The 14,325-nt window shown below is 38.8% G+C and carries 19 protein-coding genes, 1 tRNA gene, 1 pseudogene and 2 riboswitches; of the genes and pseudogenes, 15 read left to right on the forward strand and 6 right to left on the reverse strand.

What is annotated here, in order from left to right; genetic code table 11:
* Positions 1-47: 47 nt before the first annotated feature.
* Positions 48-632: an amino acid permease gene (locus MKP09_RS25135; protein WP_262915059.1), complete on the reverse strand. Its 585-nt coding sequence runs from the start codon at positions 630-632 to the stop codon at positions 48-50.
* A gap of 115 nt (positions 633-747) precedes the next feature.
* Between MKP09_RS25135 and MKP09_RS01205 the strand changes: the two genes are divergently transcribed.
* The 9 genes and pseudogenes from MKP09_RS01205 (at position 748) to MKP09_RS25155 (ending at position 7,216) form a co-directional block, all read left to right on the forward strand.
* Positions 748-1,491 (forward strand): sulfite exporter TauE/SafE family protein, encoded by a 744-nt coding sequence (locus tag MKP09_RS01205; RefSeq protein WP_240825956.1) that lies wholly within the window; start codon positions 748-750, stop codon positions 1,489-1,491.
* A gap of 295 nt (positions 1,492-1,786) precedes the next feature.
* The gene (locus MKP09_RS27180) at positions 1,787-2,137 is read left to right on the forward strand and encodes a YeeE/YedE family protein (RefSeq protein ID WP_317235161.1); all 351 of its coding nucleotides are present in this window, start codon (positions 1,787-1,789) and stop codon (positions 2,135-2,137) included.
* Between the two features lie 8 nt (positions 2,138-2,145).
* Entirely contained in the window at positions 2,146-2,646 is a 501-nt protein-coding gene (locus tag MKP09_RS01215) for a YeeE/YedE family protein (RefSeq protein ID WP_240825958.1), read from the forward strand.
* 177 nt (positions 2,647-2,823) lie between these two features.
* Positions 2,824-3,032: riboswitch (cobalamin riboswitch) on the forward strand.
* Positions 3,033-3,132: 100 nt separating this feature from the next.
* Complete coding sequence (locus MKP09_RS01220) at positions 3,133-3,408, forward strand: hypothetical protein (protein ID WP_240825959.1); 276 nt, start codon at positions 3,133-3,135, stop codon at positions 3,406-3,408.
* The gene (locus tag MKP09_RS01225) at positions 3,399-4,901 is read left to right on the forward strand and encodes a TonB-dependent receptor plug domain-containing protein (protein ID WP_240825971.1); all 1,503 of its coding nucleotides are present in this window, start codon (positions 3,399-3,401) and stop codon (positions 4,899-4,901) included. Before MKP09_RS01220 ends, MKP09_RS01225 begins: the two co-directional genes overlap by 10 nt.
* Positions 4,902-5,128: 227 nt before the next feature.
* Positions 5,129-5,707 (forward strand): MarC family protein, encoded by a 579-nt coding sequence (locus MKP09_RS01230; protein WP_240825973.1) that lies wholly within the window; start codon positions 5,129-5,131, stop codon positions 5,705-5,707.
* A 107-nt stretch (positions 5,708-5,814) separates the two neighbouring features.
* Positions 5,815-5,886, forward strand: a riboswitch (Fluoride riboswitch).
* 28 nt (positions 5,887-5,914) lie between these two features.
* Positions 5,915-6,535 (forward strand): chloride channel protein, encoded by a 621-nt coding sequence (locus MKP09_RS25145; RefSeq protein ID WP_262915060.1) that lies wholly within the window; start codon positions 5,915-5,917, stop codon positions 6,533-6,535.
* A pseudogene (locus MKP09_RS25150) lies at positions 6,474-6,911 on the forward strand (chloride channel protein); the annotation flags it as partial. The gene MKP09_RS25145 and the pseudogene MKP09_RS25150, both read left to right, overlap by 62 nt.
* A 5-nt stretch (positions 6,912-6,916) precedes the next feature.
* Positions 6,917-7,216 carry a chloride channel protein gene (locus MKP09_RS25155; protein WP_262915061.1) on the forward strand — a complete coding sequence of 100 codons (300 nt, stop codon included), beginning with the start codon at positions 6,917-6,919 and terminating at the stop codon, positions 7,214-7,216.
* 243 nt (positions 7,217-7,459) lie between these two features.
* Here the strand turns inward: MKP09_RS25155 and MKP09_RS01240 are convergent, their stop codons facing one another.
* Positions 7,460-7,945 (reverse strand): hypothetical protein, encoded by a 486-nt coding sequence (locus MKP09_RS01240; RefSeq protein ID WP_240825975.1) that lies wholly within the window; start codon positions 7,943-7,945, stop codon positions 7,460-7,462.
* The gene (locus MKP09_RS01245; RefSeq protein WP_240825977.1) at positions 7,912-8,184 is read right to left on the reverse strand and encodes a DUF6496 domain-containing protein; all 273 of its coding nucleotides are present in this window, start codon (positions 8,182-8,184) and stop codon (positions 7,912-7,914) included. Before MKP09_RS01245 ends, MKP09_RS01240 begins: the two co-directional genes overlap by 34 nt.
* Positions 8,185-8,590: 406 nt before the next feature.
* On the opposite strand from MKP09_RS01245, the gene MKP09_RS01250 reads away from it, so the two are divergent.
* A tRNA-Arg gene (locus tag MKP09_RS01250) sits at positions 8,591-8,662 on the forward strand.
* A gap of 50 nt (positions 8,663-8,712) precedes the next feature.
* On the opposite strand, the gene tpx is transcribed toward MKP09_RS01250, so the two are convergent.
* On the reverse strand, positions 8,713-9,210 hold the full coding sequence (tpx, locus tag MKP09_RS01255; protein ID WP_240825979.1) for a thiol peroxidase: 498 nt from the start codon (positions 9,208-9,210) through the stop codon (positions 8,713-8,715).
* Between the two features lie 331 nt (positions 9,211-9,541).
* Here tpx and MKP09_RS01260 point away from each other — a divergent pair, with 331 nt between their 5' ends.
* The 5 genes from MKP09_RS01260 (at position 9,542) to MKP09_RS01280 (ending at position 12,668) form a co-directional block, all read left to right on the forward strand.
* Positions 9,542-10,399: a MotA/TolQ/ExbB proton channel family protein gene (locus MKP09_RS01260; protein WP_240825981.1), complete on the forward strand. Its 858-nt coding sequence runs from the start codon at positions 9,542-9,544 to the stop codon at positions 10,397-10,399.
* A gap of 71 nt (positions 10,400-10,470) precedes the next feature.
* Positions 10,471-11,118, forward strand: a complete 648-nt coding sequence (locus tag MKP09_RS01265; RefSeq protein WP_240825983.1) for an ExbD/TolR family protein — start codon at positions 10,471-10,473, stop codon at positions 11,116-11,118.
* 115 nt (positions 11,119-11,233) lie between these two features.
* Positions 11,234-11,776 carry an ExbD/TolR family protein gene (locus MKP09_RS01270; RefSeq protein WP_240829057.1) on the forward strand — a complete coding sequence of 181 codons (543 nt, stop codon included), beginning with the start codon at positions 11,234-11,236 and terminating at the stop codon, positions 11,774-11,776.
* 95 nt (positions 11,777-11,871) lie between these two features.
* Positions 11,872-12,156 carry a hypothetical protein gene (locus MKP09_RS01275; RefSeq protein WP_240825985.1) on the forward strand — a complete coding sequence of 95 codons (285 nt, stop codon included), beginning with the start codon at positions 11,872-11,874 and terminating at the stop codon, positions 12,154-12,156.
* Complete coding sequence (locus MKP09_RS01280; RefSeq protein WP_240825987.1) at positions 12,153-12,668, forward strand: energy transducer TonB; 516 nt, start codon at positions 12,153-12,155, stop codon at positions 12,666-12,668. The genes MKP09_RS01275 and MKP09_RS01280 overlap by 4 nt, the downstream gene beginning before the upstream one ends.
* A 492-nt stretch (positions 12,669-13,160) precedes the next feature.
* Here the strand turns inward: MKP09_RS01280 and MKP09_RS01285 are convergent, their stop codons facing one another.
* Positions 13,161-13,991 carry a lytic transglycosylase domain-containing protein gene (locus MKP09_RS01285; RefSeq protein WP_240825989.1) on the reverse strand — a complete coding sequence of 277 codons (831 nt, stop codon included), beginning with the start codon at positions 13,989-13,991 and terminating at the stop codon, positions 13,161-13,163.
* A 20-nt stretch (positions 13,992-14,011) separates the two neighbouring features.
* Complete coding sequence (locus tag MKP09_RS01290; protein WP_240825991.1) at positions 14,012-14,212, reverse strand: hypothetical protein; 201 nt, start codon at positions 14,210-14,212, stop codon at positions 14,012-14,014.
* Between the last annotated feature and the right edge of the window lie 113 nt (positions 14,213-14,325).

The following is a 14,325-nucleotide window of genomic DNA, read 5'->3' on the forward strand; positions in this document are numbered from 1 at the left end:
AAAAGCTTTTATATATTCCCGTAAAGGTGTTGAAATTTGCTCTGTTCTTAATGGAGCAATGGATGTAGCCGCTGCCTGATCAGCAAAAAAATGGGTGCGATTAGCAATACCACCAATCCTATTTTTATAATCATCAACACATTCTGCGTGCGGGCACTAAGGCGTAAACCCAGCATATTTACAACATAAAAAATCGCTATTGACGTAATTGCAATAATGATCTCGATAGTTTTTATATGGCTGGCATTTGATGGGATCGCCATAAACAGGGCATCTTTGGCCTCGGGAGCAACAACGCCAACAATATATTCGCTGCCAACAAGCGCCACAGCGGCGGCAGAAGCAGCATTGCTGACCAAAATAATACAATTGATAGCAAAAGCAATAGACGGATGATAAGCATAAGAAAAAACTTTATAGTATCCGCCTGTTATAGGTGAGCGCGAACCAATTTCAGCATATGTCAATGCACCACATAATGCAACAAGGCCGCCAGCGATCCAGCACAAATAAAACAGAAGGGGCGTAGGGGTGGCTGCGGCAACATTAACGGGCGCCCGAAAAATACCCATGCCTATAACAAAGCTCACGCTGATCATGGTGAGATCAAAAAGTCCCAGTTGTTTTTTCATTAAAGTTGAAGATAAAGAAATATTTAAAAGATAGTTCTTGCTACATGTGTCGGTTTATCAGGATGTATGTCTTTGTTGGATTTGAATGATATTTGTGTAACTGTAAGTATACTGTATGGAGATAATTGGGTATATAGTTGCTTTGCTGATAGGTCTTTCACTGGGACTTATAGGTGGAGGTGGATCTATACTAACCGTTCCTATATTAGTTTATCTTTTTAATGTTTCCCCTGTTTTAGCGACTTCCTATTCCTTATTTATTGTAGGAACAACAAGCCTTGTAGGTTCTGTAACAAATTTTGTAAATAAAAAAATAGAGATCAAAACGGTTCTCATTTTCGGAACTTTGTCTGTGGTAACAGTATTTTGTATCAGGCATTACATCATTCCGCATTTGCCTGTTATGCTAAACGTTGTTGGATTTAAGATCTCTGTTGCATTTATAACAATGTTGCTATTTGCGTTTTTAATGATCGGCTCTTCTTTTTCAATGATCAAAAATAATAGGGATGTTTCCGTATCAACAGTGCAAAAGGCTGGCATTTTCAAAGTATCTGTTTATGGAATAGCTGTGGGATTGGTGACAGGCTTGTTAGGTGCAGGAGGTGGGTTTCTATTAATACCGGCACTGACGATATTATTGCGTTTACCCGTAAAAACCGCTATAGGCACATCATTGGTTATTATAACAATGAATAGTCTGGTCGGCTTTGCTGATGACATTACTCATCATATTATGGATTGGGATTTATTACTGACAGTAACAGGCATTTCTGTTGTAGGTATATTTATAGGATCGGCAATAGGAAAGCGCATAGAAGCAACTGTTCTTAAAAAAGCTTTGGATGGTTTGTGTTAATAATGGGCATTTATATTATTATACATGAAGTGATAAGTGTGATCAAATTATAACATTCGAAAATATAAAGAACTTTAATCATGATCGAACTAATAAAACAACCCTGGCCGTGGTATATAGCGGGACCCCTGATAGGATTGATTGTCCCCGCTCTTTTATTGTTAGGTAATAAGAAGTTTGGTATTTCTTCAAATTTGCGGCATATATATGTGCCGCCTGTTTTCCAGCCAATATTTCTTTCTTCAAATACGATTGGAAAAAAGAAGCCTGGAATTTATTTTTTGTTGGAGGTATTTTGATCGGCGGTTACGTGGCGGCTTATTTCTTATCAAACCCTAATGAAGTAGAAGTGGCACCGGCATTATTAGCTGAACTCAAAACCTATAACATATATGATACACAACATTTGCTGCCCAAAGAAATTTTTAGTTGGGATGGATTGCTGTCACTAAGAGGTTTTTTACTATTGGTAGCAGGAGGTTTTTTGGTTGGCTTTGGAACGCGTTATGCTGGCGGCTGTACAAGCGGCCATGCAATTATGGGTTTAAGCAATTTGCAATGGCCATCGCTTATTGCAACCATATGCTTTATGATTGGCGGTTTTGTAATGGCCAATTTGATCCTTCCAATAATTATGAAATTATAAAAACGGCTATGAAAAACTTTAGTGAAACCCGTATTGCAGATTTTGAGGTTGAGATTAATGAAGCTAGTGAAAGTAACTCTCGAACTAAACATTCATGGTTATACAATATAAAATATCTTATTGTTGGCGTTTTGTTTGGGATTGTATTTGTGAAAGCCGAAATTATTTCGTGGTTCAGGATACAGGAAATGTTCCGTTTTCAAAGCTTTCATATGTATGGCGTAATTGGCAGCGCTGTATTTGTGGGAATGATTTCTATATGGGTGATAAAAAAGTTCAACATAAAAACCATACGTGGAGAAACTATTACTTTTCAATCTAAGAAATTTAACAAGGGACAGGTTTTCGGTGGGCTTTTGTTTGGCTTAGGTTGGGCTATGACAGGCGCTTGTCCGGGTCCTTTATTTGCACAAATCGGAACGGGAGCTTTAGTAGTTATAGTTGTATTGATATGCGCCGTGGCTGGCACCTGGGTTTACGGCTATTTAAGAGAAAAGTTACCACATTAGCGTGGTCAGACGGAGGCCGTCAGACCAGGTTGACGCGAAATGGCGTTGTTTATATAGGTTGATATTTATGCTGCTGTACAAGCGAGCGTGGCAATACTGATGAGATATGTTTATTGCTGACTCAATAAAAATTAATTGCTTAGAACTTATTGTAGAACAAACCTTCTTACAATTCATTACTTTCGCGGCGATTTTGGTTGCTCTGCCTCAGGCATAGCATTAAAAGGGAAGTCCGGTGAAAATCCGGCGCTATCCCCGTAGCTGTAAGCTGGCCCAGCTCCAACAGGAGCTACAAGCTTCAATAGATAACCACTGTTCCGAATAAGGAATGGGAAGGTTTTGAAGAAGGGCCAAGCCAGAAGACCTGCCACAATCTTTATAATCATTCAGGCTTTCGGGTGAAAGGCATGGAGTGTAACCGCTGCGGCGCTTATATTTCCTATTGTTTATTTCCGGAAGCAGTCAAACTAAAGTTTCTATCAAACAATGAAAAGAAAAATTTTAGTAGTGGTTGCTGTTGTTTTTTACAGCACACTACAGGCGCAAACCGAAACGCTTAACGAAAATCTCGAAAAGGTAACCGTAACAGCAACCCGCTTTCCTAAAAAGATAAGTGAAACAGGTAAGGTAGTAACGATCATTACGAGCGAAGATCTGGAGAAGGCGGGCGGTAAGGATGTTTCGCAAATTCTTAATGAGCAGGCGGGACTTATTGTTAACGGTAGTAATACCAACCGGGAAAAGATAAGAGTGTGTATTTAAGAGGTGCTGCAAACGCATACACTGTTATTTTAGTGAATGGTGTGCCTGTAAATGATCCTACCGGAGTTGGCGGTGCTTTTGATTTAAGAATGTTTCCTGTTGATGCTATTGAAAGAATAGAAATATTGAAAGGCGCGCAAAGTACATTATATGGAACTGACGCAGTAGCTGGTGTGATCAATATTATTACAAAGAAAGGGATGGAAAAACCGGCCAGTTTGTATGGAGGAATCAGCTATGGCCGTTATAACACGCTTAAAGCCCATGCCGGATTAAATGGAAGTTTAGGCGGATCTTCTTATAATATCTCTTTCATGCATGATGAAACGGGAGGTATAGCAGAAGCAAAAGATACTTTGGGAAATCAAAATTTTCCACGGAATGGGATGCTGCGAAACGCCGCCAGTATTGATATTGATGGCGCTGTAACAGATCGGTTTCATGTAAAACCTTTCTTTCGTTATGCTTATTTTAAAAGCACGTTTGCTAATAATGCATTCGTTGGCGGACAAAACGCGTTCCTTTCAAAATTACTTTCAACCGGAACCCAGGCCCAATACAGTTTTGACAAGGCAAGCATTACCGGTATTTTTTCTTTTGATGATGTTGAAAGACAATATCCGGAAGGATTTGTAAAGGCTTACAAAGGAAACAAAAAGACCGCAGAGATTTTTAGTAGAGTAGATTGGCATCAATACTTTCAAACATTAGTAGGCGTAAGATATGATGATATTACCATGAAAGATCCCAATCCTACCAGTGGGGATACGAGTGTACAAATGGTAAGCCCTTATGTTTCTCTATTTCTTAAAAACTGGAAAGGATTTAATATGGAAGTAGGTGGCCGTTTAAACAATCATTCCAGGTACGGAAATAATTTTACCTATTCCATCAATCCATCTTATTCGATCAGCAACAAGCTGAAACTTTTTATAAATTATGGAACAGCTTTCAGAGTGCCGGTACTTTCCGAGTTGTATGGTTCTTTTGGTGCAAATCCTGAACTTAAACCTGAAGAATCAAATACTATAGACGGGGGTGTTCAATATACTACTTCAGATGAAAAGTTCGATATACGCGTAGTTGGCTTTTCGCGAAACACAAAAAATATAATTGCTTATCAAAACCAGCAGTATATAAATTATAATCGCCAAAAAGATCATGGTGTGGAGATTGAATCAGTCATCCGCTTTACTGATGATATCAGGCTAAAACTATTTTACACTTTTACGGAAGGCGAAGTGACTACTGCAGCCGCGGTAGGTGATACTACTTATAATAATCTTTTTAAAAGGCCCAAACATGCCTTCGGTGCCAACCTGGGTTACCAGGTAACGGAATCATTTTTTGTGAGTACCAATTTTCAAAACTTCGGGAAAAGAAATGATTTGTATTTTGAATCCGTACCTCCTTATGGCCAATTGAATGTACCTCTTACAGCTTATAGCCTTTGGGACATATACGGAGAATATACTTTTTTAAACAGAAACTAAAAGTTTTTGCGCAGGTTACAAATTTGCTGGATGCAGATTATTATGAAGTATATGGATACGATGTTTTAGGAAGGTCTTTAAACGTAGGCCTACGGCTTAAGCTTTGATAGAGAGGCTCTTTAAGGTAACTATTCTATCTATTCATTTATAACCAATGTTTAATAGCAAAAACAATAGTTTATATTCGTTGTGGCATTTTCAGATTGTCCAAAAACCAAACAAGCAATATGGATTTTAGCTATAAAGGGATACTTACCGTTGCATTTACACTTTTTGCTATTATTGATATAATCGGGTCTGTACCTATTCTTATTTCTATAAAAAATAAGGCAGGTGGTATAAGAGAGTTTCGTGTAACTATAATAGCGGGAGCGTTAATGATCTTATTTTTATTTTTGGGAGATCCCATTCTGAATGTTTTAGGTTTAGACGTGAAATCCTTTGCTGTAGCGGGTTCTATAGTTATTTTTATTTTGGGGCTGGAGATGGTTTTAGGTATTGAGTTTTTCAAATCCGACGGTGACGTAAAAGCATCTACGGTTGTTCCGCTGGCGTTTCCCCTAATTGCCGGATCGGGAACGTTAACAACTATTATGTCTTTAAAAGCTAATTACCAGGTGCAAACTATTTTTATAGCCATTGTATTAAACCTGATCGTTATTTACACTGTTTTAAAATCGCTTAGTACTATATCAAGGTTGTTAGGCCCAAGCGGATTGATTGCTATCAGAAAGTTTTTTGGTGTGATCCTTTTAGCTATTTCAGTAAAAATATTTGCTGCTAATGCAGCAGGGCTATTACAGTAAATGTATGATGTACGGTGAATGATGTACGTATCACAGCAATATTTAGCAATTTTATCCAGCACAAAAAAATCGTACATCGTAATTCGTACATCGTATGTATCTTCGCAAAGCAAAAAGGAAATGGTGTTCTTCCTTACCCAACCGCCCGCCAATGCGAGGCTGATGACGCCTGATTAATCAATTATAAAAATTTTAATCAGGAAAATTATGTCCACTCACCAGTCACTATCATTCAAACATACTTTTACAGGGTTAAGCAATCTTTTCAAAAAATATCCCGGGTTTTCCTTTATAGTTAAATGGTTGCTTATATGCAGTATTCTTGGTGGTTTAATTGGCTCGGCTTCTGCTGCTTTCCTGACTTCTCTTAATTGGGTTACATCTTTTCGCGAACAACATAAATGGATCATTTGGTTATTGCCTGCGGCGGGGTTCCTTATTGGTTGGGTGTATCATCATTACGGTAAAAGTGTTGAATCAGGGAACAACCTGATATTGAAATCGATTCATCAGCCAGCCAATAAAATTCCTTTAAAAATGGCGGTTTTTGTTTATGCGGGAACTATTTTAACTCATTTGTTTGGTGGTTCTGCTGGACGTGAAGGAACAGCTATACAAATGGCAGGGTCAATTGCTGACCAGCTTAGCAAACCTTTTCGGCTGACAAATGAAGAAAGGCGCATTTTATTGATTGCGTCTGTAGCTCGGTTTTGGATCTGTATTCGGCACACCTTTAGCCGGTGCTGTATTTGGATTAGAAGTTTTTTTAATTGGTCGGATACGTTACAATGCTATTCTACCTGCCTTTGCAGCTTCCATCTTTGCTGATATGGTTACAAGGCTATGGCAGGTTGGCCATACGCATTATCATATTTCAGATGTTCCGAAGATTTCAATAACGGCTATTTTATATGTAGTTGCCGCAGGAATTATTTTTGGCTTATGCGCCGCATTGTTTAGCCGGTTGCTACATCGAGCTACATCTCTCTTCAAATCAACATTTAGTTATGCTCCACTTCGACCCGTCATTGGTGGTTTAATAATCATTGGCCTGATTTATTTATTAGGCACAAGCAAATATCTTGGCTTAGGAATAGCCGGTATTGTTGAAGCTTTTGATGACCAAATGGAGCCTCAGGTCTTTCTACTAAAAATTGCTTTTACGGTTATCACTTTGTCAGCAGGGTTTAAGGGCGGTGAGTAACGCCTTTGTTTTTTATAGGCGCAACGTTGGGTAGCGCTTTATCTTTATTTCTTCCGCTGCCGGTTAGCTTATTAGCAGGAATGGGTTTTGTAGCGGTATTTGCTGGCGCAACCAATACTCCTTTGGCTTGTACTTTAATGGGAATAGAATTGTTTGGCGCAGATTGCGGTGTGTATGTTGGATTAGCTTGTGTTGTTGCCTACTTGATGTCAGGTCATAATAGTATTTATCAGGGCCAGATTATTGGTGAGGTAAAAAACGAAATAATGGTTAAAGATGCTGGAAAGGCATTTCAGGATTTGTAGACTGACGCGTGATAAACTTGTTTAGACTTTTTGAAATTAGCACATAGGTACATAGCATTTGCTTCATTTGAGGATATATAGATTCGCCTTTGGCGGAACATAATTCTTGTAAATAAAACTTATATGTTTCTTGTGCTTCCTGTTTATTATAAAACCTATGTTGCTATGTGGTAAAAAAATAAGTTTAAACAACTTCGATATTAAAAGAGCCGCTGAAACATTTCAGCGGCTCTCTTTTAAATTTTATTTCCTAGAATCCCAAAGTGGTTTTTTACCGGAAGGTTTAACGCCGGTCTTTGCTTTTGATGGATTTATATTTCCATGAAAGGAATCGTGTGGTGAAGTTTTCAAGTCATCTGGCATCCATTTCTGATCAGGTTGCGAACCTGAAAAAACTGCTGTTCCTTCCTGCGCTTCAGGCGTAATGCTATTGTTTATATCATTATTGGTTATTGTTTCATCTACTGTAGTGTTAGCATCATTATCAACAAATGCTCCGGTGTCAGAAGTTTCGCCGGGCATTTTTGCTTTTGAAGTTGACGCTGTTTTTTTCGCAGATGATTTTTTCTTGGCCGGCGATTTCTTTAATGGAGTAGTTGCAGACTTCTTCTTGGCCGGTGCACTTTTCTTAGCTGCTGTTTTTTTCTTTGGTGCTGCTTTTGGTGTTGATTTTTTGGAAGCCGCCTTTTTAGCCGCTACTTTTTTCGGAGCCGCTTTCTTAGCCGCCACCTTTTTTGGAGCAGCTTTTTTAGCGGGTGTAGCTTTTTTACCTGCCGCTTTTTTCTTAGCTGCTGTTTTTTTGCAGGGACTTTTGCGCCTTTTTCTCTGGCTTCAGACAGGCCAATAGCAACGGCTTGCTTTTTGGAAGTTACTTTTTTGTCAGATGTGCCGGAGGTTAATTTGCCTTTTTTCATTTTGCGCATTGCTGTTTTTACAGACTTGCCGGCGGCTTTAGAATATTTTGCCATAGTGGTGAATTTAATGAATTAGAAGATTGATTGTAATACAACGTTTCCAAAAAGTATACCATGTATTCTTAATCATATGTGAGACTACATCCACAAAAGGTACATAACATTTTTTGAAAATGATATAATAAAAAATGCAGAAAAATTATATACAAGGAAACTTCTCATAGAGGTCGTGGATAGATTATGTAAAGACTTTTAAAATCTTTGTTTTATAAAAGATAAAAATGCTGCTCAAACTTTGACAAACAATAGCGTTAAGGTTAAGTGTTTTAACTTAATTTTGCCAGCCGCGAAAAAAGCCTCGTAGTAAATGCCAGTCCGGATGACCTTGGTCGGACGGGGATAGTTAAAGAGGTTGTTATTTTGTAGTATTCTAGAATTAGAATTTGTTTTTTGAATTTTTGGCCTCGTAGTACAATGGATAGTATAAGAGTTTCCGAAGCTCCAGATCCCAGTTCGATTCTGGGCGAGGCCACAAAAAGCCCCGGCTAAAATTTTAGCCGGGGCTTTTTAATTAACTTTTTATTATTTTAGTGCAGCCAGGGCAGCATTATAATCAGGCTCCTGCGCTATTTCGGGAACCTGCTCGGTATATGTTATTTCCCCGTTTTCGTTGGCCACAACTACAGCACGGCTCAGTAACCCTTTCATACCAGAATCAACAAGCGACACACCGTAATCGGTACCAAAACTACCACGAAAATCAGATAGGGTTTCCACATTGTTAAGTCCTTCTGCTGCACAAAAACGCTTGAGTGCAAAGGGCAAATCCTTAGAAATATTTACAACTACAGTGTTGTCAAGCGAGCTGGCCTCTTCGTTAAATTTCCTTACAGAAGCCGCGCAAATACCTGTATCTACACTTGGGAAGATGTTAAGAACCAATTTTTTACCCTGATAATCGGACAGGCTCTTTTCTGATAAGTCATCTTTAACCAAAGTGAAATCTTTTAATTTGCTACCAACCTCGGGCAGTGTGCCTGACGTATTGATCTTATTGCCTTTTAATGTAATTTCTGACATGAGTATTATTTTTTATGATTGATTTTAATGCAAGGCAAAAGTATCGGTTAATTCATTTTAAACAACCTTCCAAAAAAACAAAATGTATTTGTTTACCAACAAAATTCTTATATTCATGGCCAATTAACCGGGCTAATCTGCAATATGAAAAGCCTTTTCATTAATCTATAAATAAGATATTGCTTTTGTTAAATCTGAAAAAATTGCTAAAAACTTTTACTTCTTAAATGAGAAAAAAATAACAGAGAAAAATTTTGTTATAAAATTTTTTTGTTAGAATTGTAATCTATTTCACAAGCTTTAATATTTAAAAAACAAAAAAACTAAGATCATGGCGGAAAATCAAGCTAAGCCGGTAGCGGCAGCAACAACATCTGTGCAACCCAAAAAAAGCGGTAATGCTATCTCGTGGCTTGCCCCAATTTTATGTATTATATTGGGTTATGTTATTTGGAGGTTTGGAATGGGCAACCCTACAGGGTTTGAAGTGCCTGATGAAGCGGGTGGTTTTTGGCCTCACCACAAAGGACCTAAAGGAGCATTCAATGCGATTTACGAAGGTGGTATCATTGTGCCTCTTTTGATTGGTACATTATTAATGACTATTGTTTTCGCTATCGAAAGGTTTTTAACCATTGGTAAAGCGTTGGGCAAAGGCAACATCAACAACTTCGTGCGTAAAGTGCAGTATCACTTAGCTAATAAAAACGTAGATGCAGCAATTGCAGAGTGCGATAAGCAAAAAGGTTCTGTAGGTAATGTAATGAAAGCAGGTTTGCGTCGTTACAAAGAAATGATCAGCGACAATGGTTTGGATACAGAACAAAAGGTTGCTTCTATACAAAAAGAAGTAGAAGAGGCTACTGCGCTTGAATTGCCTATGCTTCAGAAAAACCTGGTATTCCTTTCAACTATCGTATCAGGAGCTACACTTATTGCGTTGTTAGGTACGGTAATGGGTATGATCCGTTCTTTCGCGGCTCTTGGTAGCAGCGGTGGAGGCGGCGATTCTTCAGCTCTTGCGGTTGGTATCTCTGAGGCCCTTTACAATACTGCATTGGGTATCGGTACTTCTGCTTTAGCGTTGATTTTCTATAACATGCTTACTACAAGAATTGACAGCATTACTTATGGTATTGATGAATCTGGATTTACTTTAACTCAATCATTCGCTTCTTTGTATAAATAATTGCAAAGAAGACGAATAATGTTTTATGGAAAATCCGAATTAATTCGTCATATATCAAAATTTAATAGAAAATGCCAAAAGTTAATATAGTAAAAAAATCGACCGATACGGACATGACACCCTTCGTGGATGTGGCATTCCTGATCCTGTCGTTTTTTATCATGGCTACAAAGTTTAAGCCAGCAGAGGCAGTTCCAATTACAACTCCTAATTCGGTCTCTTCTCAAAAGTTACCTGAAAACGATGCGGTTCTGATCAGTATCGATAAAGATGACAAGGTGTATTTTTCCATCATGGCTAAAAATGATCCGCAAATCGCAGTTGATATTATCAAAGGCGCGGCTCAGGCAAGAAACATTCCAGTTTCTGATGCACAGGCGAAGAATTACTTTCCTGGTGATATGATTGGTGTGCCTTTCAATAAACTGGGTGCGTTTTTAGCTATGTCTAATGATGATAAGAAGAAGTATGTGCAGGAAGGTATTCCGGTAAAAGATTCAGCTAATAATGAGTTGTATTATTGGATTGCTGCTACGCGTACTGCTTTCGCTGGTAAGCCGCTTAAGTACCTCATCAAAGGCGATAATGTATCAAAATTCCCGGCTTTTCAGGCTGTGATAGAAGCCTTAAAGAAGAATGATGAGCAGAAATATAACCTGGTTACCATGCCAGAAGGAGCGCCGGAAGGCAGCGAGTTATGGAGAGAAAGGAACCAATAGTTTTTAATTTTTAAACCTAATTTTTAGTTATGGCAAGTTTAGAAGGCGGTGACGGCGGCGGCCACAAGAAAGGCCCCGGCGTAAAAAAGCCAAAAAGCTAAGCACGCGCGTGGACATGACGCCGATGGTGGATCTGGGTTTTTTACTTATTACGTTTTTCATCTTTACAGCAACAATGAGTTCTCCTACAACGATGGATCTCAATATGCCGAAGGATAATAAGAACGAAGAAGATCAAACCAAAGTAAAACAATCGGGTGCGCTTACAATTATGGTAGGTAAGGATAATAATCTTTTTTATTACGAAGGAGAGTTGGCGCCGGATGGCAGCAACTTTCAATCTACAAATTTTAAAGAAATTAGATCTGCAATCATAAAAAAGAAGAAGCAAGTTGAAGCTTCTTACGTTACAGATGCCGCATGTGAAGCAAAAGCAAGACAAGAGGGTAAAAACCCTGCTGACTGTCGCCAAAAAGATTTCTTTGTATTGATTAAACCTACAGAAGAGGCAAACTACAAAAATGTTATTGATCTTTTAGATGAAATGACAATTAATAAAGTAGCGCGTTATGCTTTGATAGATCCGTTTGATACAGAGAAAGATCTTATAACTGCATCGCAAGGCTCAGCCCCTGCTGCTGCACCACCGGCGCAGTAAAATTGATGAACGTGTGGAAAATGGCACGTACAGCATCTTATTATTAACAAATTAAAAGAACAATGGAAGCCAATAAAATTTTAAGCACTGACTTCTTGGATCTTCTGTTCGAAGGCCGTAATAAAAGCTATGGCGCCTATGAGCTTCGTCGAAGCTACAGAAAGCGTATGATCATGGCGTTAGGGTTTACGGTACTTGGCTTTGCGCTTATTGCCGGGGGTATCTATCTTAATAACCAGTTGAAAGGTTCTGATGATACTGAAGCAGTTAAGATCAATGAAGTTACGATCCAGCAGATTGAGCAGGAGAAACCGGAGGAACCACCTCCACCACCTCCGCCACCCCCGCCCAAGCAGGCGCCACCCCTAAAATTGAGATGAAGCAATTTACACCTCCTAAAATCGTAAAAGATGAGGAAGTGAAGGAGCCACCACCCGCTGTGGAAGAATTGAAAGAAACCAAAATTGGTAATATCAACCAGGAAGGTATCAAAGATATCGGAATTGTTACACCACCTGCAGCGGCGGATGCCGGTAAAGGTCTGGTAGAAGCTAAACCGGTTGAAAAGGAACCTGAAGTATTTACTAAAGTTGAGGTTGATGCCAAATATCCGGGTAACTGGCGTTCTTTCCTTGAAAGGAATCTTGATGGACAGGTTGCTGTTGATAATGGCGCTTCTCCAGGAACTTATACTGTGATCATTCAGTTTATTGTGGATGTTGCAGGTAATGTTAGTGACGTTAAAGCATTGACAAAACAAGGTCACGGTATGGAAGAAGAAGCAATGAGAGTAATTAAAAGATCAGGTAAATGGCAACCTGCCGTTCAAAACGGTAGAGAAGTAAAGGCTTACAGAAAACAGCCTATTACGTTCCAGGTTACAGATCAATAATAGTTTCATTAAATATTATATAAAACCCGTCGATTACTGACGGGTTTTTTTGTGGATACTTTTGTGAAGACCTACCTAAATCCCAAGCAACAATGATAACTACCTTCCCCAACCTCATTGCGAGCGTAACGTAGTGAAGCCGGGCAATCTCCCGTTACAAGCAACTTACTTATTGAAAGAGATTCCTCCGTTCCGCTTCGCTGTAGTCGGAATAACGAGAGGACCTTGAATGACGATGACTGAAACCCACTATGGCAACATCATTGGCAGCTTAACATAGTGTAGCCGAGCAGCCTTCCCTGTACAAGCAGCTACTTTAGCGAAAGAGATTCCTCCACTTCGCTTAGGTAGGTCAGATTTGAATTTCAATTATATAAAGCGTATCATGTTCATAATTGCGGTATTCAAATCAAATTTATGCAGCCATATTTCATTCGGCAGGCATAAAAAAACCGCCTTTTGAGGCGGTTTAATAATCTTTTAAATATTGGATTAATTTCTATACTCAGGATTGATGAGCATTTGAATGGATTCGTTTAACATCTCATTTTTCTTAGAAAGAAAAATCTCCATTTTCTCAATAGGTAATTTTAACTGGTAGGTATTATTTGAAGCTAATACCTTGTCCATGCTTGGATTCATCTGGCTAAACTCGTCGATATTCATTCCAAGATGTTTGATGATCGCCTTAGAATTATACCGGCCACTGATAGTCTGAACTTTTACATCTTTAGAAGTGACCTCATCCTTCACAGTAGCCATCATCGCAAGCGCTTTTTCTTTAGTAACTGTAGTAATTCCGCCTTCTCCTTCCATTATGTAATGAGTGGCGATGAATTTTTTTACATGGTTACGGCTTTCTGTTGGCAAATAATACTGAAGTTTCCAGAAATCGCTTGAACCCGCTTTAGCAATAGCTGAATTTACACGCCCGGGCCCACAGTTGTAGGCTGCAACAACCAAAAGCCAATCTTCATAAATATCAAAAAGGTAATTTAAATATTTGCTGGCCGCCTTTGTGCTTTTTAAATAATCACGGCGTTCATCTTGTCCACGGCTAACATGTAAGCCCATGGTGCGTGCAGTAGCGGGCATAAACTGCCATGGCCCTACTGCACCAACCCAGGATGTAGCTGATGCTTTCAGGTTTGACTCGATTACTGCCAGGTATTTTAGCTGTTTGGGAATATTATTTTTCGCTAGCACATCATCCATCATATCAAAATATGGCTTACCCCAAGTCTGTAATTCCTTTAAATCATCAGAGTGCCTTTCCATGTAGTCCTGAACAAAAATAAGAGCCTGTGGATTCAAATGCTCCATGCTCACACCTTTTAGTGTTACTACTTTTTCAGCGCCAGCTGAGCCTTCAAACAGATTTTTAAAGCCACTTTTAGGATCGGCTTTTTTACCGCCTCAGACGCGTTGCTGATGTTAGAAGAAACAGCCGCTAAAGGACTGATTTGTGCAAATGAAAGAGATGTAAGGGAGCAAAAAAGAACAACCATTCCATAATGCCTCACTGCCTGCTTTTTATTATTCATTCTTAATAAAATGTTTTTTAAAATGTAGTCAATTACTAGTTTAGGATGGGTTTGGTAGTTTATAGAATTATTAATAACGTTTATTTCTTTAAAATATTGTTGCAGAAAGAAAG

It is taken from the genome of Paraniabella ginsengisoli (genome assembly GCF_022513635.1).
Taxonomy (GTDB): Bacteria; Bacteroidota; Bacteroidia; order Chitinophagales; family Chitinophagaceae; genus Niabella; species Niabella ginsengisoli.

Excerpts from the sequence above, each read along its gene's own strand:
- MKP09_RS01220 (WP_240825959.1), top strand. The coding sequence starts at position 3,133 with ATGAAAAGAAAAATTTTAGTAGTGGTTGCTGTTGTTTTTTACAGCACA.
- MKP09_RS01280 (WP_240825987.1), top strand. The coding sequence starts at position 12,153 with ATGAAGCAATTTACACCTCCTAAAATCGTAAAAGATGAGGAAGTGAAG.
- MKP09_RS01230 (WP_240825973.1), top strand. The coding sequence starts at position 5,129 with ATGGATTTTAGCTATAAAGGGATACTTACCGTTGCATTTACACTTTTT.
- MKP09_RS01285 (WP_240825989.1), bottom strand. The coding sequence starts at position 13,991 with ATGGAGCATTTGAATCCACAGGCTCTTATTTTTGTTCAGGACTACATG.
- MKP09_RS25145 (WP_262915060.1), top strand. The coding sequence starts at position 5,915 with ATGTCCACTCACCAGTCACTATCATTCAAACATACTTTTACAGGGTTA.
- MKP09_RS01205 (WP_240825956.1), top strand. The coding sequence starts at position 748 with ATGGAGATAATTGGGTATATAGTTGCTTTGCTGATAGGTCTTTCACTG.
- MKP09_RS01245 (WP_240825977.1), bottom strand. The coding sequence starts at position 8,184 with ATGGCAAAATATTCTAAAGCCGCCGGCAAGTCTGTAAAAACAGCAATG.
- MKP09_RS25135 (WP_262915059.1), bottom strand. The coding sequence starts at position 632 with ATGAAAAAACAACTGGGACTTTTTGATCTCACCATGATCAGCGTGAGC.
- MKP09_RS01260 (WP_240825981.1), top strand. The coding sequence starts at position 9,542 with ATGGCGGAAAATCAAGCTAAGCCGGTAGCGGCAGCAACAACATCTGTG.
- MKP09_RS01265 (WP_240825983.1), top strand. The coding sequence starts at position 10,471 with ATGCCAAAAGTTAATATAGTAAAAAAATCGACCGATACGGACATGACA.
- MKP09_RS01215 (WP_240825958.1), top strand. The coding sequence starts at position 2,146 with ATGAAAAACTTTAGTGAAACCCGTATTGCAGATTTTGAGGTTGAGATT.
- MKP09_RS01270 (WP_240829057.1), top strand. The coding sequence starts at position 11,234 with ATGACGCCGATGGTGGATCTGGGTTTTTTACTTATTACGTTTTTCATC.
- MKP09_RS01290 (WP_240825991.1), bottom strand. The coding sequence starts at position 14,212 with ATGAATAATAAAAAGCAGGCAGTGAGGCATTATGGAATGGTTGTTCTT.
- tpx (WP_240825979.1), bottom strand. The coding sequence starts at position 9,210 with ATGTCAGAAATTACATTAAAAGGCAATAAGATCAATACGTCAGGCACA.